This window comes from Enterobacter sp. 200527-13 (assembly GCF_027924865.1).
Classification (GTDB): Bacteria; Pseudomonadota; Gammaproteobacteria; order Enterobacterales; family Enterobacteriaceae; genus Enterobacter; species Enterobacter ludwigii.
On the sequence record NZ_BSCM01000009.1, the window covers coordinates 137,414 to 155,732 of the forward strand.

Consider the following 18,319-nt stretch of genomic DNA (forward strand, 5'->3'; position numbering starts at 1 on the left):
AAAGCCCCATCATGTACAATCCCCGCTTTATTCATCCACAAGGGACAAAAAATGGACAAGCGTTTTGTTCAGGCCCATAAAGAAGCGCGATGGGCGCTGTGGCTGACCCTTCTCTATCTTGCCGCATGGTTGGTGACCGCTTACTTACCTGACTCGGCTATTGGCATTACCGGCCTGCCTCACTGGTTCGAAATGGCCTGCCTGCTGGTGCCGCTGGTCTTTATCCTGCTGTGCTGGGCAATGGTGAAATTTATCTACCGGGATATCCCGCTGGAGGATGATGATGCAGCTTGAAGTCATTCTGCCGCTGGTCGCGTACCTGGTGGTCGTGTTTGGTTTGTCCGTTTATGCAATGCGTAAGAGAACGACCGGCACCTTCCTGAATGAGTATTTCCTCGGCAGTCGCTCGATGGGCGGTGTCGTGCTGGCCATGACGCTTACCGCCACCTATATTAGCGCCAGCTCGTTTATCGGTGGCCCCGGTGCAGCCTATAAATACGGGTTAGGCTGGGTGCTGCTGGCAATGATTCAACTGCCTGCCGTCTGGCTCTCGCTGGGTATACTGGGTAAAAAGTTTGCCATTCTGGCACGCCGTTATAACGCCGTGACGCTCAACGATATGCTGTTTGCGCGCTACCAGAGCCGTCTGCTGGTGTGGCTGGCAAGCTTAAGCCTGCTGGTCGCGTTTATTGGTGCAATGACGGTGCAGTTCATCGGCGGGGCACGTCTGCTGGAAACCGCTGCAGGGATCCCCTATGAGACGGGCCTTATCATCTTTGGGGTGAGCATTGCGCTGTATACCGCGTTTGGCGGATTTCGCGCCAGCGTGCTGAACGATACGCTGCAGGGGATGGTGATGCTCGTCGGCACAATCGTTCTGCTGGTGGGAATTGTTCGCGCCGCAGGTGGTCTGAGCCATGCCGTTGAAACTCTGGAAGCGATTGACCCGAAACTGATTTCCCCACAGGGTGCGGATGATATCCTTTCGCCAACATTTATGACGTCGTTCTGGGTGCTGGTGTGCTTTGGTGTTATTGGCCTGCCGCATACCGCCGTGCGTTGTATCTCGTATAAAGACAGCAAAGCCGTTCACCGGGGTATTATTATCGGGACGGTCGTTGTTGCAATCCTGATGTTCGGCATGCATCTGGCGGGTGCGTTAGGACGTGCGGTGATCCCCGACCTTACGGTACCCGATTTGGTGATCCCGACCCTGATGGTCAAAGTGCTTCCGCCTTTTGCCGCGGGGATATTCCTCGCCGCGCCAATGGCCGCCATAATGTCGACCATTAACGCCCAGCTACTGCAGAGTTCCGCTACGATCATTAAAGATCTCTATCTGAACCTGCGTCCTGAGCAGGTTCAAAATGAACGACGCCTGAAGCGTATGTCGGCGGTGATTACGCTCGTTTTAGGCGCGCTGCTGCTGTTAGCCGCATGGCGTCCGCCGGAGATGATTATCTGGCTGAACCTGCTGGCGTTTGGCGGCCTTGAAGCCGTCTTCCTGTGGCCGCTGGTATTGGGCCTCTACTGGGAGCGCGCCAACGCTGCCGGTGCCCTGAGCGGCATGATTGTCGGCGGTGTGCTGTATGCCGTGCTAGCTACATTTAAAATTCAGTACCTGGGCTTCCATCCTATTGTGCCTTCGTTACTGTTAAGTTTACTGGCGTTTGTGGTCGGGAACCGTTTCGGTCAGCCTGTCCCACAGCCCGCTACGATTTCTACTGATAAATAAAGAGTTTTGCCATGCCGTGGATCCAACTAAAACTGAATACAACCGGCGCTAACGCCGAAGAGCTAAGCGATGCGCTGATGGAAGCCGGTTCGGTCTCCATCACCTTCCAGGACACGCATGACACGCCGGTGTTTGAGCCACTGCCGGGCGAAACCCGCCTGTGGGGTGATACCGACGTTATTGGCCTGTTTGATGCAGAAACTGACATGAAAGAGGTTGTCGCGATCCTGGAAAATCATCCGCTGCTGGGTGCGGGTTTTGCACACAAAATCGAACAGCTGGAAGACAAAGACTGGGAACGTGAGTGGATGGATAACTTCCACCCGATGCAGTTCGGTAAACGTCTGTGGATCTGCCCGAGCTGGCGTGACGTTCCGGATGAAAACGCGGTAAACGTGATGCTGGATCCGGGCCTGGCATTTGGGACCGGTACTCACCCGACGACTTCTCTGTGCCTGCAGTGGCTGGACAGTCTGGATCTGGACGGCAAGACGGTGATCGACTTCGGATGCGGATCCGGGATCCTCGCTATCGCGGCGCTGAAACTGGGCGCGGCCAAAGCCATTGGGATCGATATCGATCCACAGGCTATTCAGGCCAGCCGTGATAACGCTGAACGCAACGGCGTTTCTGACCGCCTTGAACTGTATCTGCCGGATGCGCAGCCAGAAGCCATGAAAGCCGATGTGGTGGTGGCGAACATTCTGGCCGGCCCATTACGCGAACTGGCCCCGTTAATCAGCGTACTGCCCGTTGACGGCGGTCTGCTGGGGCTTTCCGGGATCCTGGCAAGCCAGGCTGACAGCGTTTGCGAAGCCTACGCCGATCTTTTCGCCCTCGACCCGGTGGTCGAAAAAGAAGAGTGGTGTCGTATTACGGGCTGTAAAAAGTAAGCCATTGGCGTGGTCATCTGACCACGCCTCTCTTCCTCCGATAATCCTCTCTTCCCGTGCCCTTCTCCGGTAAAATACCCACACAAATCATATTGATAAAAATGGTTTGAACCACAATAATTCACCGGAAGAATACTATGACCCACTTTACTGGCAAGGCAGCGCTCTTTGCGCTGAGCATTATCTCGGCTTCAGCCTGTGCATCACACTGGAGCTACGAAGGCGAAGGCGCACCGGAACACTGGGGCGAACTGGACGAGGCTTACAAAACCTGTCAAAGCGGGATGAATCAGTCCCCCATCAACATTGAATCCACCGCGAACGCGCACCTCTCCCCGCTGCAAACACATTACATTGATGGCCCTGTGACGCTGACGAACAACGGCCACACCATTCAGGCAAGTGAAAAGCCGGAAACCCGCGATACCCTTACCCTCGATAAGCAAACCTGGACCCTGCAACAGTTCCATTTCCACGCGCCGAGCGAAAACACCGTGCATGGCAAGAAATTTGCGATGGAAATGCATCTGGTGCACAAAAACGCGGCCGGAGAGCTGGCGGTGGTGGCGGTCATGTTCGATAAAGGGGCCACGAACCCGGAGCTGGATAAGCTGTGGAGCGTCATGCCTGAGCAGGCCGAACAGAACGTCTCCATTAAGCAGGATCTCAATCTAAACAAGCTGATTCCAAAAGATAAAACATACTGGCGCTTTAGCGGCTCGCTGACCACGCCGCCGTGCTCAGAGGGGGTAACCTGGATTGTACTGAAGCACCCGCTGACCGTCTCTGCAGAGCAGCTTGAGAAATTCTCCCACACGATGCACCACGAAAATAACCGCCCGGTACAACCCCTTCATGGTCGCGTAGTCGTCGAATAATGCGCATTTTTCGCATGCAGATCATGTTCTAAAATGCGACTCAGATCGCAAACAAGCGGGATAATCTGCTGCTAAAAACAGCAGATTATCCCGCTCAAGTGATGCATTTATTCAGAAATGATGAGAAGTTACGGGAAATTGTAAGCGGCTATAAAATAATCATTACGTCATAACCTTATGATTTAACAGATTTATAATTTTCACCTGAAGGACAGAGCGGCGATTCCTTGATCTACAACAGTGGATTGTTCAAAGTTTGGCCTTTCATCTCGTGCAAAAAATGCGTAATATACGCCGCCTTGCAGTCACAGTATGGTCATTTCTTAACTCATGCGCATCGGACACTACCAGCTCAGAAATCGCCTGATCGCAGCCCCAATGGCAGGTATTACCGACCGGCCGTTCAGGACGCTGTGCTATGAGATGGGGGCAGGTTTAACCGTTTCCGAGATGATGTCGTCTAACCCACAAGTGTGGGAAAGCGATAAGTCCCGCCTTCGGATGGTGCACGTTGATGAACCAGGTATTCGCACCGTGCAAATTGCCGGAAGCGTGCCTGAAGAGATGGCAGATGCCGCGCGGATTAACGTGGAAAGTGGCGCCCAGATTATTGATATCAATATGGGTTGCCCGGCCAAGAAAGTGAATCGCAAGCTTGCAGGTTCAGCCCTTCTGCAATACCCCGACCAGGTGAAGTCTATCCTGACCGCGGTTGTCAGCGCAGTGGACGTTCCTGTTACGTTGAAGATTCGCACGGGTTGGTCGCCGGAACACCGTAACTGTGTAGAGATTGCCCAACTGGCCGAAGACTGTGGCATTCAGGCCCTGACCATCCATGGACGCACTCGCGCCTGTTTGTTCAATGGTGAAGCTGAATACGACAGCATTCGGGCAGTTAAGCAGAAAGTTTCCATTCCGGTTATCGCGAATGGTGACATTACTGACCCGCTTAAAGCCAGAGCTGTGCTCGACTATACGGGAGCTGATGCTCTGATGATAGGACGTGCCGCTCAGGGAAGACCCTGGATCTTTCGGGAAATCCAGCATTATCTGGACACTGGGGAGTTGCTTGCCCCACTGCCACTGGCAGAGGTAAAGCGCTTGCTTTGTTCGCATGTTCGGGAATTGCATGACTTTTATGGTCAGGCAAAAGGGTACCGAATTGCGCGTAAACACGTATCCTGGTATCTCCAGGAGCACGCTCCAAATGACCAGTTTCGGCGCACATTCAACGCCATAGAGGATGCCAGCGTACAGCTGGAGGCGTTGGAGGCATACTTCGAAAATCTTGCGTAATGAAATAAAGAGCTGACAGAACTATGTTCGAACAACGCGTAAATTCTGACGTACTGACCGTTTCTACCGTTAACTCTCAGGATCAGGTAACTCAAAAGCCCCTGCGTGACTCGGTTAAACAGGCACTGAAGAACTATTTTGCTCAACTGAACGGTCAGGATGTTAATGACCTGTATGAGCTGGTACTGGCTGAAGTTGAACAGCCACTGTTGGACATGGTGATGCAATACACCCGCGGTAACCAAACCCGCGCTGCCCTGATGATGGGTATCAACCGTGGTACACTGCGTAAGAAACTGAAAAAATACGGCATGAACTAATTTCGGTTAGCGAAATGCTTGTTTAAAAAGGCGCTACCTGGCATGGGGATGCGCCTTTTTTATTGCCCGTGCCTGTCACCGTCAAGGCTGTGTAAACCTTCGTTTATCCCCCTTTTAAACCGCAACTTTTCGTGTATATTTCCACCACCTCACTGAACCTCTTCACCCGGAACGATACGTATGATTCGTAAATACTGGTGGCTGGTTGTATTTGCTGTCTCGGTTTTCCTCTTCGACGCGCTCCTGATGCAGTGGATTGAACTGATGAGCACTGAAGCCGATAAGTGTCGCAATATGAATTCCGTAAATCCGCTAAAATTAGTGAACTGCTCAGAACTCGACTAACCGCCTGACGTCGCTAAACTCACTATTATGACCCACTAAAAACGGGGATTTAAATCCCTTTGAGCCGTTACCTTACGATGATAATGTCTCGCCCTTCTCAACCGCACCTGCGTAACCTCACACTCGAGTAGAACCGATCATGCTGGTTAGCCAATACAACCATATCCTCGTCGTCCTCTCCTTTGTTGTTGCTATCCTTGCTGCCTATACCGCGCTGAATATGGCTGCTCGTGTTGCCGGGAGTCAGGGCGTGGCTGCGCGCGTCTGGCTGGCCGGCGGCGGTATTGCCATGGGGATTGGCGTGTGGGCCATGCATTTTATCGGCATGCTGGCGATGGACCTCTCCATGAGCATGCGCTACAACGCGACCCTGACGGTGCTATCCATGGTTATCGCCGTGGGCTCGTCACTGTTTGCGCTGTGGCTCGTAAGCTGTGAGCAGTTACGTTTGCGCCGTCTGCTGCCCGGTGCGTTAGTGATGGGCTGCGGCATTGTGGCGATGCATTACACCGGCATGGCGGCGCTGGAAGTCTCTCCCGGTATTATCTGGGACAAAACATGGGTGGCCATTTCGGTTGTCATTGCGCTTGCGGCTTCGCTCGCCGCATTATGGCTGACGTTCCGCTTGCGGCATGAAGCGTCTCAGGTGTCTCTGATGCGTCTTGCCGCCGCCGTTACGATGGGGATCGCCATTGCCGGTATGCACTATGCCGGGATGAAAGCCGCTCAGTTCCCAATGTCGACCATGACACATCATGAAGGTATTAACGGCAGCTGGCTGGCAGTACTGGTCAGCGTCGTCGCACTCGCCATACTGGGGATCACGCTGCTGGTCTCGATGCTGGATGCCCGCCTTCAGGCACGAACCTCTCTTCTGGCCTCATCACTTGCAGAAGCGAACCGCGAACTCGCTCAACTGGCTTTGCAGGATACGCTGACGCGTCTGCCGAACCGTGTTTTGCTGGAGGACCGACTCGATCAGGCCATCAGCAAAGCTGACCGTGAAGGCACCCATTTTGCACTGATGTTCATGGATCTCGACGGGTTTAAAACCATCAACGATGCGTACGGCCATGATGTCGGTGACAGACTGCTTGTCGCCGTGACGCAGCGCCTGCTCACGCCCCTGAAGGGTCAGTTCACCCTTGCCCGTATCGGTGGTGATGAGTTTGTTCTGCTGGCAGAAGGAGAAGGTCCGGATGATGCGGCCTCGCTGGCCAACTCGCTGGTTCGCGCTATCGATAGCCCATTCAATCTGGATCCCTATGAACTGGTGGTAACCCTTAGCATTGGTATCGCGCTCTATCCCCACGACGGTAAAACCGAGCGCGAGCTGATGTTTAACGCCGATGCGGCGATGTACCACACGAAGCACATGGGCCGAAACGGTTATCACTTTTTCCAGCCCTCCATGAACACCCTGGCGCAGACCCATCTCCAGTTGATGAACGATCTGTGGCTGGCTATCGATCGTAATGAACTGCGCCTGCTTTATCAGCCAAAATTCCACGCACCGGCGGGTCCTGTCCTTGGGTTCGAGGCGCTATTGCGCTGGCAACACCCGAAACAGGGATTACTGACGCCAGACCTGTTCCTGCCGCTGGCGGAAAAAACGGGGCTGATCATCCCGATTGGTAACTGGGTGCTTAATGAGGCCTGCCGTCAGTTGCGGGAGTGGCACCTTCAGGGGCATCAAAACTGGTCGATGGCGGTGAATCTGTCGACACTGCAGTTTGAGCAACCTTCACTGGTTAAAACGGTGCTCGACTGCCTGACGCGTCACAACGTACCGCCGGAGATGCTGATCCTTGAAGTGACGGAAACCACGGCGATGAGCAACCCGGATGAGAGTGTGCGCGTGCTGACAGAGCTGACGGACGCGGGCGTGAAAGCGTCCATTGATGATTTTGGTACAGGCTATTCCAGCCTGCTTTATCTCAAGCGCCTGCCGGCCTGTGAGTTGAAAATTGACAGAGCGTTCGTGAAAGAGTTAAGCGGTGAAAGCGAAGACGCCACCATTGTCTCAGCGATTGTGGCCCTGGCAAAAACGCTAAATCTGAAAGTCGTGGCGGAAGGGGTGGAAACCGAAGCACAGCAAACCTTTTTGACGGCGCTGGGCTGCAACACGCTTCAGGGCTATCTGTTGGGCAAGCCGGTCAGTGCGCAGACCATCGAAACGCTCTGCGCGCAAGGGGAAATGTTACCTGGCGCTGAGCTAAAATCATCCTCATGAGGCGACACCCGCACGACAGGGAGTGTCGCCAGAATGCTATCAACCAGCGCAGGAGCCTGCTGATAAAGATTAAAGCTGCTGTTATTCATTAACCAGTTTTTAATGATTCCGCTGAAAAAACCGTGGAAAACAATCAGGGTTAGATCAACATTTACCTGTGACGAAATGAGGTTCCGCGAAATACAGTCCTGCAACGTGGCACGTAAAGACTCATAATTAAAACCAATACGTTTTCTGATTTCACACTCTGAAATCATATCGCTATTAAATTCACACTTATGATACAAAATTTGCAAAAGAGCGCATTGCCGAGGCTCATGTGCAATATATTGCAACGCAGCAATAAATTGCTCACGAAGCATTAACAAGGGATCGCTGCCTGCAGAAAGAGAAAGTCTGTCACGAATGATGTCACGAAACGGTAATTGCTGTTCCCAGATGGCATTAAATATTTCTGTTTTACTGGTAAAATGCCAATAGATGGCACCCCGTGTAACATTTGCTGCATCCGCGATATCCGTCAGCGTCGTGTTCGCCACGCCCCGCGTCGCAAACTGCCCGATAGCCGCTTCAATCAGCTGCTGACGGGTTTGTTGAGCCTCTTCTTTCTTTTTACGCGCCATAGACGACTACTCGTTACTCACAAAGTTTATATTTACACGGTTCAGGTACACGAAAGTATTCACTACTTTGCGTTTTAATTTTGCACAAAAAAAGTCAAATCGCTTAATTAATAATTAAGACAAATGCATAGATATAATTAAATTCATGAGATGAATAATTGAACCACGTTAAATGCCATTTATCTGATTAACCAGCCAGAAGTATATCCTCGCTAACACCAGGTTTGATTCTGATTTTTGCCTTAAGGCCTGTTCATTCGCACTTATAAATTAAAAAACATTAATTACCCTCATTATTATACGCCCTACATTTTATTTTTATCCCTCTGCCCTGCTACCGATTCACGGCAAATATCGGTTCATGGGTATTTAAAGGAACAGTAATGACGAATTATTTCAGACGTTTGCCCTTATCCGGTTTTATTGTCTGCGCGGTACTGCTCACTGGATGCGATGGTCAGGAAAACCAACCACCGCATCCGCAGGCACCTCAGGTCAGCGTGCATATTGTGAAAAGCGCCCCTCTGGCTGTCACCACCGAACTCCCGGGCAGAACAGATGCCTTTCGCGTTGCGGAGGTTCGTCCTCAGGTGAGCGGCATCATATTGCGTCGTAACTTCACAGAGGGAAGTGATGTAAAAGCCGGCGAGTCACTTTATCAGATCGATCCTGCCACCTATCAGGCCGCGTATGACAACGCGAAAGGTGAACTCGCGAAGGCCCAGGCGGCGGCTAACATTGCGCACCTGACGGTAAAACGCTATCTCACGCTGGTTGGCACGCAGTATGTCAGCAAGCAGGAATACGACCAGGCCGTGGCGACAGCGCAGCAAGCAGATGCCAGCGTCGTTGCCGCACAGGCAGGCGTTGAAAGCGCGCGCATTAATCTTGCCTATACCAAAGTGACGTCTCCCGTCGAGGGTCGCATCGGTAAATCCAGCGTCACCGAAGGCGCACTGGTGACGAACGGGCAAGCCGCAGCCCTGGCAACGGTTCAGCAGCTTGATCCGATGTATGTCGACGTCACCCAGTCCAGCAGTGATTTTATGCGTCTGAAGCAGACGAGCCTGCAAAAAGGAGAGGCCACCAGCACCGTTGAGCTGGTGATGGAGAATGGTCAGCCCTACCCGTTGAAAGGTACGCTGCAGTTCTCGGATGTCACGGTCGACGAAAGTACCGGCTCTATCACCTTGCGCGCGATTTTCCCAAACCCACAGCACCTGCTGTTGCCTGGCATGTTTGTCCGGGCCCGCATTGATGAAGGCACACAGCCTGATGCGATTCTGGTCCCACAACAAGGCGTGACCCGCACGCCGCGCGGTGATGCATCCGTTCTGGTGGTTAACGATAAAAACCAGGTTGAGTCACGTACCGTCGTTGCCCCTCAGGCGATTGGCGATCGCTGGCTGGTGACGGAAGGGCTGAAAAATGGCGACCGCGTCATTGTCAGCGGCTTACAAAAAGTCAGACCGGGCGCTACCGTCGTCGCGACGCCTGATACCACCACGACTCCAGCCGGTTAAGGGACGACGACATGGCTAATTTCTTTATCCAACGGCCGGTTTTCGCCTGGGTGCTTGCCATCATTTTGATGATTGCAGGCGGGCTGGCTATTCTCAAACTGCCCATCGCGCAGTATCCGACCATTGCCCCTCCCGCCGTGGCTATCACCGCAACGTATCCGGGTGCTGATGCGCAAACGGTGCAGGATACCGTAACGCAGGTTATCGAACAGAACATGAACGGTATCGATAACCTGATGTATATGTCATCCACCAGCGATTCCGCAGGTAATGTCACCATCACGCTGACCTTCCAGTCTGGAACAGACCCGGACATTGCGCAGGTACAGGTGCAGAACAAACTGCAGCTCGCCATGCCTCTGCTCCCCCAAGAGGTCCAGCAGCAAGGGATCGGTGTTGAGAAGTCCAGCAGCAGCTTCCTGCTGGTCGCAGGCTTTGTTTCCGATAACAAAGACCTCACGCAGGATGACATCTCTGACTATGTCGCATCTAACGTGAAAGATGCCATTAGCCGCACCACGGGAGTTGGTGATGTGCAGCTGTTTGGTGCCCAGTATGCGATGCGCATCTGGCTCAACAGCAACGCGATGAACAAATACCAGCTGACGCCACTGGATGTGATTAATCAGCTGAAAACGCAGAACGACCAGATAGCGGCCGGCCAGTTAGGCGGAACGCCGTCAGTACCGGGGCAGCAGTTGAACGCCTCGATCATTGCACAAACGCGTCTGAAATCTCCGGAAGAGTTTGGCCGCGTGACGCTCAAGGTGAACCAGGACGGCTCCATGGTTCATCTGAAAGATGTGGCCCGCATCGAGCTGGGTGGCGAAAACTACAATATGGTCACCAAAATCAACGGGCAAGCGGCAACCGGCCTGGGGATTAAGCTGGCTACCGGTGCAAACGCACTGGACACGGCCGCCGCCATCAAGAGCAAACTGGCCCAGCTCCAGCAGTTCTTCCCGCAGGGGCTGAAGGTAGTCTACCCCTATGACACCACGCCTTTTGTGAAGATCTCTATCCACGAAGTGGTGAAAACGCTGTTCGAAGCGATCATTCTCGTCTTCCTGGTGATGTATCTTTTCCTGCAAAACCTGCGGGCGACGCTTATCCCGACAATTGCGGTGCCGGTCGTGCTGTTGGGTACGTTTGCGATCCTGGCGGCGTTCGGTTTCTCCATCAACACCCTGACCATGTTCGGTATGGTGCTGGCGATTGGCCTGCTGGTTGATGACGCCATCGTGGTGGTTGAGAACGTCGAACGCGTCATGGTTGAGGACAAGCTGCCGCCAAAAGAGGCGACACAGAAGTCGATGGGGCAGATACAGGGCGCACTGGTGGGTATCGCCATGGTGCTTTCAGCGGTCTTTATCCCCATGGCCTTTTTTGGCGGTTCAACGGGAGCCATCTATCGTCAGTTCTCGCTGACCATTGTCTCGGCTATGGCGCTGTCGGTGCTGGTCGCTCTGATTCTGACACCGGCACTGTGCGCCACCTTGCTTAAGCCCGTTTCCAGCGATCACCACGAAAAGAAAGGTGGCTTCTTCGGCTGGTTTAATGCGCTCTTTGACCGGAGCGTGGAGCATTACAGCAACAGCGTAAGCGGCATTTTGCGTAAGACCGGGCGCTATCTGGTGGTATACGTCATCATCGTCGGTGGTATGGCTGTACTGTTCCTGCGCTTACCCACCTCCTTCCTGCCCGAAGAGGATCAGGGGGTATTTATGACTATGGTCCAGCTCCCCGCCGGAGCCACCCAGATGCGTACCCAGCAGGTGCTTGACCAGGTTCAAAATTATTATCTCAACAACGAGAAGGCTAACGTTGAATCGGTGTTTACCGTGAACGGCTTTAGCTTTAGTGGTCAGGGTCAGAACTCCGGTATTGCATTCGTTAGCCTGAAGCCCTGGGAAGCACGTCCCGGAGCAGAAAATAGCGTTGAGGCGATCGTAAGGCGTGCGACAAAGGCCTTCAGTCAGATTAAAGATGGCCTCGTGTTCCCGTTTAACCTGCCTGCGATTATCGAGCTGGGTACCGCAACGGGCTTTGACTTTGAGTTGATTGATCAAGCTAACCTGGGGCATACCCAACTGACTCAGGCGCGTAATCAGCTGCTCGGCATGGTGAAAGCGCACCCCGATCTGCTGGTTCGCGTTCGTCCTAACGGTCTGGAAGATACCCCACAGTTCAAACTGGATGTCGACCAGGAGAAGGCACAGGCGCTGGGCGTCAGCCTCTCTGACGTCAACCAGACGATCTCGACGGCATTGGGGGGAACCTATGTGAACGACTTTATCGATCATGGACGCGTGAAAAAAGTGTACGTCCAGGCCGACGCGCACTTCCGTATGTTGCCAGGGGACATAAACAACCTCTACGTGCGCAGCGCGAATGGTGAAATGGTGCCGTTCTCCTCCTTTAGCAGCTCGCACTGGGTGTATGGCTCGCCTCGCCTGGAGCGCTACAACGGAATGCCTTCGATGGAGATCCTCGGTGAGTCCGCGCCGGGTAAAAGTACCGGTGAGGCGATGGCCTTGATGGAGAACCTCGCCGCAAAACTGCCTTCCGGTATCGGCCATGACTGGACGGGAATGTCTTATCAGGAACGACTGTCTGGTAACCAGGCACCTGCCCTGTACGCCATTTCACTGATTGTGGTGTTCCTGTGCCTGGCTGCGCTTTATGAAAGCTGGTCTATTCCCTTCTCGGTCATGCTGGTTGTGCCGCTGGGTGTCACGGGCGCGCTTCTCGCCGCATCGATTCGCGGGTTAAACAATGATGTCTATTTCCAGGTCGGCCTGCTGACAACGATTGGTCTGTCGGCGAAAAACGCCATCCTGATCGTCGAGTTTGCTAAGGATCTGATGGATAAAGAAGGTAAAGGGATCATTGAAGCCACACTGGAAGCATCCAGAATGCGTCTTCGACCGATCCTGATGACGTCGCTGGCCTTTATCCTTGGCGTGATGCCGCTGGTCATCAGCAGAGGAGCCGGGAGCGGCGCGCAAAATGCTGTCGGGACAGGCGTTATGGGAGGGATGCTTTCCGCAACGCTTCTGGCCATTTTCTTCGTGCCCGTCTTCTTTGTGGTTGTCCGGCGCCGGTTTACGAAACATAAAGAGTAATGTTTCTCAAAAAAGGCACCTCAGGTGCCTTTTTTATTTTTAGCATAAACAATGAATTAGATATGTCATAATCACAGCATTAATAGTTAACCATTTGCATTAAGTAAAAACGCCGCGTTACGTCTTCATATTTTCTCCATTAATTCATCCTGACAGCGACTTTTCTCCACGATTTTTACAAACAACATAATTTGAGATTATTCCCCGTGCAACGTTGCCTTATCCCGGTGGTAAAATAGTCTCCAGTTCGTTAATAGCCCTCCTGGCTGTATAGCGAATGAGAAATAATACTGAGGTAACATCATGAAAAGATTCATTTCCGTTGCACTACTCGCTGCGCTGCTTGCTGGATGCGCGCACGACTCTCCATGTGTACCGGTATACGACGATCAAGGCCGACTGGTTCATACCAATACCTGTATGAAAGGCACCACTCAGGACAACTGGGAAACAGCAGGTGCTATCGCCGGTGGTGCTGCCGCAGTGGCAGGTTTGACGCTGGGTATCGTTGCTCTGACGAAGTAACATCAGAACGTATCATGTGTGTAGAAAGCGCGGCTCTGTCCGCGCTTTTGCTTTTAAAGAGTGCAGCGTTTCCAGATAAGTAAAAAAATAGCCCTGTCTTTACCCACCTTGTTTATTTCATCCTGCGGACAGTCACATATTTTTAATGCACAGCGTTAAATTACATATTCTATCGTGATGATTTTCACATATTAATTACATTTAATACCCTGCCAATATTCACCCCAGAAACTATCTCTTCTTTTTAAGGTATAGCCGCTGAAAGTTTTGCTCCGATTTGTGGCACAGGTTGTAATTTCGCACCGTTTCGGGGCGCTATCTTTATTTAACCCTGTCTACACTCAGCATTATGCGCTCACTGGTCACCTATTTTGTTGAGCGCAAAACCTGGCATTACGTTTGCTTTATAAACGTTGGCCAAAGCCACAGACAGGTAAAGCGTTTAAAACGCCTCTATAACGATAAATTTCGCCACACAGGATGCATTATGAAAAAGACGATGATAGCCAGCCTGGCCGCCGCGGGCATGTTGTTTGCTGTAGCCGGTCAGGCCCATGCGGGTACGACACTGGATGCCGTTAAAAAGAAAGGGTTTGTTCAATGTGGGATCAGTGACGGTTTACCTGGCTTCTCTTATGCCGATGCAAACGGCAAATTTACCGGTATTGATGTCGATGTCTGCCGCGGTGTCGCCGCCGCCGTTTTCGGTGACGACAGTAAAGTAAAATATACCCCGCTGACGGCGAAAGAACGTTTTACTGCATTACAGTCTGGCGAAGTTGACATGCTTTCCCGTAATACCACCTGGACCTCCTCCCGTGATGCAGGCATGGGAATGGCATTTACTGGCGTGACCTATTATGACGGTATCGGTTTCCTGACCCACAATAAAGCGGGCCTGAAAAGCGCCAAAGAGCTGGATGGCGCGACCGTTTGTATCCAGGCCGGTACCGATACCGAGCTGAACGTCGCGGATTATTTCAAAGCAAATAACATGAAATATACCCCTGTGACATTCGATCGCTCCGATGAATCGGCCAAAGCGCTGGAATCCGGTCGTTGCGACACGCTGGCTTCTGACCAGTCACAGCTGTACGCCTTGCGTATTAAGCTGAGCAACCCGGCGGAGTGGATTGTCCTGCCCGAAGTGATCTCCAAGGAGCCTCTTGGACCGGTTGTGCGTCGTGGCGATGAAGACTGGTTCTCCATTGTTCGCTGGACGCTGTTTGCCATGCTGAATGCCGAAGAGATGGGCATCAACTCGAAAAACGTCGACGAGAAAGCCGCTAAACCGTCCACGCCGGATATGGCTCATCTGCTGGGAACAGAGGGCGATTTCGGGAAGGATCTGAAGCTGGATAACAAGTGGGCTTACAACATCATCAAACAGGTGGGTAACTACGCTGAGATCTTTGAGCGCAACGTGGGATCGGAAAGCCCTCTGAAGATCAAACGCGGCCAGAACAATCTCTGGAACAACGGCGGTATTCAGTACGCGCCACCAGTACGTTAAGACATTGTTGTAACGGGCACTGTTAAGGCAGTGCCCGCCCCAGAGTCATGGTTACCGAGGTTTCTTTATGTCCCATCGCCGCTCAGCCGTAAAAGGATCGCTATCCTTTTCTCATCCCGCGGTCCGCGCCTGGCTATTCCAGGTTATTGCGATTATTGCGGTTGTTCTTATCGCCGTGTATCTCATCCATAACACTATAACCAACCTGAATAATCGCGGTATTACCTCCGGCTTTGCTTTTCTGGATCGCAGCGCGGGGTTTGGCATTGTTCAACACCTTATTGATTATCAGGAAGGCGACACGTATGGACGCGTGTTCGTGGTCGGTTTACTGAATACGCTGCTGGTCTCTGCACTTTGTATTGTTTTTGCCTCCATACTGGGCTTCTTTATTGGTCTGGCACGTCTGTCCGAAAACTGGCTGCTGCGCAAACTGTCTACTTTTTATATTGAGACGTTCCGTAATATCCCGCCGCTGCTGCAGATTTTTTTCTGGTATTTTGCCGTGCTGCGCAACCTGCCGGGGCCACGTCAAGCTATTGACGCTCTTGATCTGTTTTTCCTGAGTAATCGCGGGTTGTATATTCCTTCTCCGCAGCCGGGTGAAGGGTTGTATGCCTTCATTGCCGCCCTTGTAATAGCGCTTGCTCTCTCAGCCGCCATGTTCCGCTATAACCGCAAGCATCAGTTCAAAACCGGGCAGCTTCGTAAAACCTGGCCAACCGCCGCCATCCTTATCATTGGTCTGCCACTCCTGACACACTGGCTGTTTGGGGCCGCCCTTCACTGGGATATTCCGCAGCTGCGTGGCTTTAACTTCCAGGGCGGAATGGTTTTAATTCCTGAGCTGGCAGCACTGACGCTGGCGCTTTCGATTTATACCTCTGCATTTATCGCCGAGATTATTCGTGCGGGGATCCAGGCCGTTCCTTACGGACAACACGAGGCGGCACGCTCGCTGGGATTACCCCATACGGTGACGCTTCGTCAGGTCATTATTCCGCAAGCGTTACGGGTCATCATTCCGCCGCTGACCAGTCAATACCTCAATATTGTCAAAAACTCATCGCTGGCGGCCGCCATTGGCTACCCCGATATGGTGTCGCTGTTTGCCGGAACCGTGCTTAACCAGACCGGACAAGCCATTGAAACTATCGCCATCACAATGTCTGTCTATCTGATCATCAGCCTGGTGATTTCGTTGCTGATGAACCTCTATAACCGTCGTATAGCACTGGTCGAGCGCTAAGGATCTATGATGACAAAAGCGATACTGTCGCACTCCTCGCGCCCTGCCAGTTCGACAGGCGGACGTTTAATTCTCTGGGCGCGTAAGAATCTGTTCTCCAGCTGGAGTAACAGCCTGCTGACAATTGTATGTTTGTGGCTTATGTGGGAATTAATTCCACCGTTGCTGAACTGGGCTTTTTTACAGGCTAACTGGTCGGGATCCACTCGCGCAGACTGCACAAAAGCAGGGGCCTGCTGGGTGTTTATCCATGAGCGCTTTGGCCAGTTCATGTATGGATTGTATCCGCATGAACAGCGCTGGCGGATTAATCTGGCACTGGCCATCGGGCTGCTCTCCATCGCCGTAATGTTCTGGAAAAAACTGCCTCATCGGGGCCGTTATATTGCCTGTTGGGCAGTGGTGTATCCCATTATTGTTTGGGGGCTGTTGTATGGCGGCTTCCTGGGGCTGGAACGTGTTGAAACACGTCAGTGGGGTGGGTTAACGCTGACGCTGATTATCGCGTCCGTTGGGATAGCCGGCGCACTGCCATGGGGTATTTTGCTCGCGCTTGGGCGGCGCTCAAAAATGCCTGTCGTACGTGTGCTTTCCGTTATTTTCATTGAATTCTGGCGTGGCGTACCGCTTATCACCGTTCTGTTTATGTCTTCGGTCATGTTGCCGCTGTTTATGGCAGAAGGGACAACGATAGACAAACTGATCCGTGCCCTGGTCGGGGTCATCCTTTTCCAGTCCGCTTACGTTGCGGAAGTGGTGCGTGGGGGCCTGCAGGCTCTGCCTAAAGGTCAGTACGAAGCGGCGGAATCACTGGCGCTTGGCTACTGGAAAACGCAGGGACTGGTGATATTGCCACAAGCACTCAAGCTGGTTATCCCGGGCCTGGTCAATACCATCATTGCCCTCTTCAAAGATACCAGCCTGGTGATCATCATCGGGCTGTTCGATCTCTTTAGCAGCGTGCAACAGGCGACCGTTGACCCTGCCTGGCTGGGTATGTCCACCGAGGGATATGTCTTCGCTGCTCTGATCTACTGGATCTTTTGTTTTAGCATGTCGCGCTATAGCCAGCATCTGGAAAAGCGCTTTAACACCGGGCGTACACCGCACTGAGGAAATTATGAGCCAGATTACTATGACACCTGCCGACGCGATGATTACGCTGGAAAACGTGAATAAATGGTACGGGCAGTTTCATGTTTTGAAAGACATTAACCTCAAGGTTAAGCAGGGAGAACGGATCGTTCTTTGTGGCCCTTCCGGGTCCGGAAAATCCACGACCATTCGCTGTATTAACCACCTTGAAGAACATCAGCAGGGGCGCATTGTTGTTGATGGCATCGAGCTGAATGAAGATATTCGTAACATCGAACGGGTGCGCCAGGAAGTGGGAATGGTGTTTCAGCACTTTAACCTGTTTCCCCATCTCACCGTTCTGCAGAACTGTACGCTTGCGCCAATTTGGGTACGAAAGATGCCTAAAAAGGATGCTGAAGCACTGGCGATGCACTACCTGGAACGGGTACGTATCGCAGAGCACGCCAATAAATTTCCAGGCCAGATATCAGGCGGTCAGCAGCAGCGCGTGGCTATCGCCCGTTCGCTCTGTATGAAACCAAAAATTATGCTGTTTGATGAACCGACATCCGCCCTGGATCCGGAAATGGTGAAAGAGGTACTGGATACCATGATTGGACTGGCGCAGTCCGGGATGACCATGCTGTGTGTGACGCACGAAATGGGGTTTGCCAGAACCGTGGCCGATCGGGTGATCTTTATGGATCGTGGGGAAATCGTTGAGCAGGCACCGCCGGATGAGTTCTTCGCACATCCTAAATCTGAACGTACGCGGGCTTTCCTGTCACAAGTGATCCATTAAGCGTGTCTTAGCCCGGTGGCGCTTCGCTTACCGGGTCTGACTTTTTCCGGGAAACATAACGCAAAAAGGCCATCCTTTCGGATGGCCTCTTCACTTGTTTGATGTCTGGCAGTTCCCTACTCTCACATGGGGAGACCCCACACTACCATCGGCGCTACGGCGTTTCACTTCTGAGTTCGGCA

At 52.6% G+C, this 18,319-nt stretch carries 16 protein-coding genes; 15 read left to right on the forward strand and 1 reads right to left on the reverse strand.

Annotated elements, in window-relative coordinates; translation table 11 throughout:
* Positions 1-51: 51 nt before the first annotated feature.
* The 8 genes from QMG44_RS21365 to QMG44_RS21400 all read left to right on the forward strand — a co-directional run bounded on the left by QMG44_RS21365 (position 52) and on the right by QMG44_RS21400 (position 7,700).
* Positions 52-294 (forward strand): YhdT family protein, encoded by a 243-nt coding sequence (locus QMG44_RS21365; protein WP_006178860.1) that lies wholly within the window; start codon positions 52-54, stop codon positions 292-294.
* The gene (gene panF / locus QMG44_RS21370) at positions 284-1,735 is read left to right on the forward strand and encodes a sodium/pantothenate symporter (RefSeq protein WP_086532054.1); all 1,452 of its coding nucleotides are present in this window, start codon (positions 284-286) and stop codon (positions 1,733-1,735) included. Before QMG44_RS21365 ends, panF begins: the two co-directional genes overlap by 11 nt.
* 11 nt (positions 1,736-1,746) lie before the next feature.
* Positions 1,747-2,628, forward strand: a complete 882-nt coding sequence (gene prmA / locus QMG44_RS21375; protein WP_063156910.1) for a 50S ribosomal protein L11 methyltransferase — start codon at positions 1,747-1,749, stop codon at positions 2,626-2,628.
* 137 nt (positions 2,629-2,765) lie between these two features.
* Positions 2,766-3,506 (forward strand): carbonic anhydrase, encoded by a 741-nt coding sequence (locus QMG44_RS21380; RefSeq protein WP_063156911.1) that lies wholly within the window; start codon positions 2,766-2,768, stop codon positions 3,504-3,506.
* Positions 3,507-3,836: 330 nt separating this feature from the next.
* Entirely contained in the window at positions 3,837-4,802 is a 966-nt protein-coding gene (gene dusB / locus QMG44_RS21385) for a tRNA dihydrouridine synthase DusB (protein ID WP_014171871.1), read from the forward strand.
* Between the two features lie 23 nt (positions 4,803-4,825).
* Positions 4,826-5,122 (forward strand): DNA-binding transcriptional regulator Fis, encoded by a 297-nt coding sequence (fis, locus tag QMG44_RS21390; RefSeq protein WP_000462905.1) that lies wholly within the window; start codon positions 4,826-4,828, stop codon positions 5,120-5,122.
* Between the two features lie 180 nt (positions 5,123-5,302).
* Positions 5,303-5,467 (forward strand): DUF2556 family protein, encoded by a 165-nt coding sequence (locus tag QMG44_RS21395; RefSeq protein ID WP_020883498.1) that lies wholly within the window; start codon positions 5,303-5,305, stop codon positions 5,465-5,467.
* Between the two features lie 139 nt (positions 5,468-5,606).
* Entirely contained in the window at positions 5,607-7,700 is a 2,094-nt protein-coding gene (locus QMG44_RS21400; RefSeq protein ID WP_020883497.1) for a bifunctional diguanylate cyclase/phosphodiesterase, read from the forward strand.
* Here the strand turns inward: QMG44_RS21400 and envR are convergent.
* On the reverse strand, positions 7,604-8,323 hold the full coding sequence (gene envR, locus QMG44_RS21405) for an acrEF/envCD operon transcriptional regulator (protein WP_073396289.1): 720 nt from the start codon (positions 8,321-8,323) through the stop codon (positions 7,604-7,606). The genes QMG44_RS21400 and envR overlap by 97 nt on opposite strands.
* 383 nt (positions 8,324-8,706) lie before the next feature.
* On the opposite strand from envR, the gene QMG44_RS21410 reads away from it, so the two are divergent.
* The 7 genes from QMG44_RS21410 to QMG44_RS21440 all read left to right on the forward strand — a co-directional run bounded on the left by QMG44_RS21410 (position 8,707) and on the right by QMG44_RS21440 (position 18,137).
* The gene (locus QMG44_RS21410) at positions 8,707-9,846 is read left to right on the forward strand and encodes an efflux RND transporter periplasmic adaptor subunit (RefSeq protein WP_025202897.1); all 1,140 of its coding nucleotides are present in this window, start codon (positions 8,707-8,709) and stop codon (positions 9,844-9,846) included.
* An 11-nt stretch (positions 9,847-9,857) separates the two neighbouring features.
* The gene (locus QMG44_RS21415) at positions 9,858-12,971 is read left to right on the forward strand and encodes an efflux RND transporter permease subunit (RefSeq protein WP_086532053.1); all 3,114 of its coding nucleotides are present in this window, start codon (positions 9,858-9,860) and stop codon (positions 12,969-12,971) included.
* Positions 12,972-13,274: 303 nt separating this feature from the next.
* Complete coding sequence (locus tag QMG44_RS21420; RefSeq protein WP_008502867.1) at positions 13,275-13,496, forward strand: lipoprotein; 222 nt, start codon at positions 13,275-13,277, stop codon at positions 13,494-13,496.
* Between the two features lie 487 nt (positions 13,497-13,983).
* Entirely contained in the window at positions 13,984-15,009 is a 1,026-nt protein-coding gene (locus QMG44_RS21425) for an amino acid ABC transporter substrate-binding protein (protein WP_014171877.1), read from the forward strand.
* 67 nt (positions 15,010-15,076) lie between these two features.
* Complete coding sequence (locus QMG44_RS21430; protein ID WP_014171878.1) at positions 15,077-16,258, forward strand: amino acid ABC transporter permease; 1,182 nt, start codon at positions 15,077-15,079, stop codon at positions 16,256-16,258.
* 9 nt (positions 16,259-16,267) lie between these two features.
* Positions 16,268-17,371, forward strand: coding sequence for an amino acid ABC transporter permease (locus QMG44_RS21435; RefSeq protein ID WP_086532052.1), 1,104 nt, complete (start codon positions 16,268-16,270; stop codon positions 17,369-17,371).
* 7 nt (positions 17,372-17,378) lie between these two features.
* Entirely contained in the window at positions 17,379-18,137 is a 759-nt protein-coding gene (locus QMG44_RS21440) for an amino acid ABC transporter ATP-binding protein (protein ID WP_040018709.1), read from the forward strand.
* Positions 18,138-18,319 lie beyond the last annotated feature (182 nt).

What these genes read in the sequence shown, in the direction of transcription:
- QMG44_RS21365 (WP_006178860.1), top strand. Translation starts at nt 52, where the DNA reads ATGGACAAGCGTTTTGTTCAGGCCCATAAAGAAGCGCGATGGGCGCTG.
- panF (WP_086532054.1), top strand. Translation starts at nt 284, where the DNA reads ATGCAGCTTGAAGTCATTCTGCCGCTGGTCGCGTACCTGGTGGTCGTG.
- prmA (WP_063156910.1), top strand. Translation starts at nt 1,747, where the DNA reads ATGCCGTGGATCCAACTAAAACTGAATACAACCGGCGCTAACGCCGAA.
- QMG44_RS21380 (WP_063156911.1), top strand. Translation starts at nt 2,766, where the DNA reads ATGACCCACTTTACTGGCAAGGCAGCGCTCTTTGCGCTGAGCATTATC.
- dusB (WP_014171871.1), top strand. Translation starts at nt 3,837, where the DNA reads ATGCGCATCGGACACTACCAGCTCAGAAATCGCCTGATCGCAGCCCCA.
- fis (WP_000462905.1), top strand. Translation starts at nt 4,826, where the DNA reads ATGTTCGAACAACGCGTAAATTCTGACGTACTGACCGTTTCTACCGTT.
- QMG44_RS21395 (WP_020883498.1), top strand. Translation starts at nt 5,303, where the DNA reads ATGATTCGTAAATACTGGTGGCTGGTTGTATTTGCTGTCTCGGTTTTC.
- QMG44_RS21400 (WP_020883497.1), top strand. Translation starts at nt 5,607, where the DNA reads ATGCTGGTTAGCCAATACAACCATATCCTCGTCGTCCTCTCCTTTGTT.
- envR (WP_073396289.1), bottom strand. Translation starts at nt 8,323, where the DNA reads ATGGCGCGTAAAAAGAAAGAAGAGGCTCAACAAACCCGTCAGCAGCTG.
- QMG44_RS21410 (WP_025202897.1), top strand. Translation starts at nt 8,707, where the DNA reads ATGACGAATTATTTCAGACGTTTGCCCTTATCCGGTTTTATTGTCTGC.
- QMG44_RS21415 (WP_086532053.1), top strand. Translation starts at nt 9,858, where the DNA reads ATGGCTAATTTCTTTATCCAACGGCCGGTTTTCGCCTGGGTGCTTGCC.
- QMG44_RS21420 (WP_008502867.1), top strand. Translation starts at nt 13,275, where the DNA reads ATGAAAAGATTCATTTCCGTTGCACTACTCGCTGCGCTGCTTGCTGGA.
- QMG44_RS21425 (WP_014171877.1), top strand. Translation starts at nt 13,984, where the DNA reads ATGAAAAAGACGATGATAGCCAGCCTGGCCGCCGCGGGCATGTTGTTT.
- QMG44_RS21430 (WP_014171878.1), top strand. Translation starts at nt 15,077, where the DNA reads ATGTCCCATCGCCGCTCAGCCGTAAAAGGATCGCTATCCTTTTCTCAT.
- QMG44_RS21435 (WP_086532052.1), top strand. Translation starts at nt 16,268, where the DNA reads ATGACAAAAGCGATACTGTCGCACTCCTCGCGCCCTGCCAGTTCGACA.
- QMG44_RS21440 (WP_040018709.1), top strand. Translation starts at nt 17,379, where the DNA reads ATGAGCCAGATTACTATGACACCTGCCGACGCGATGATTACGCTGGAA.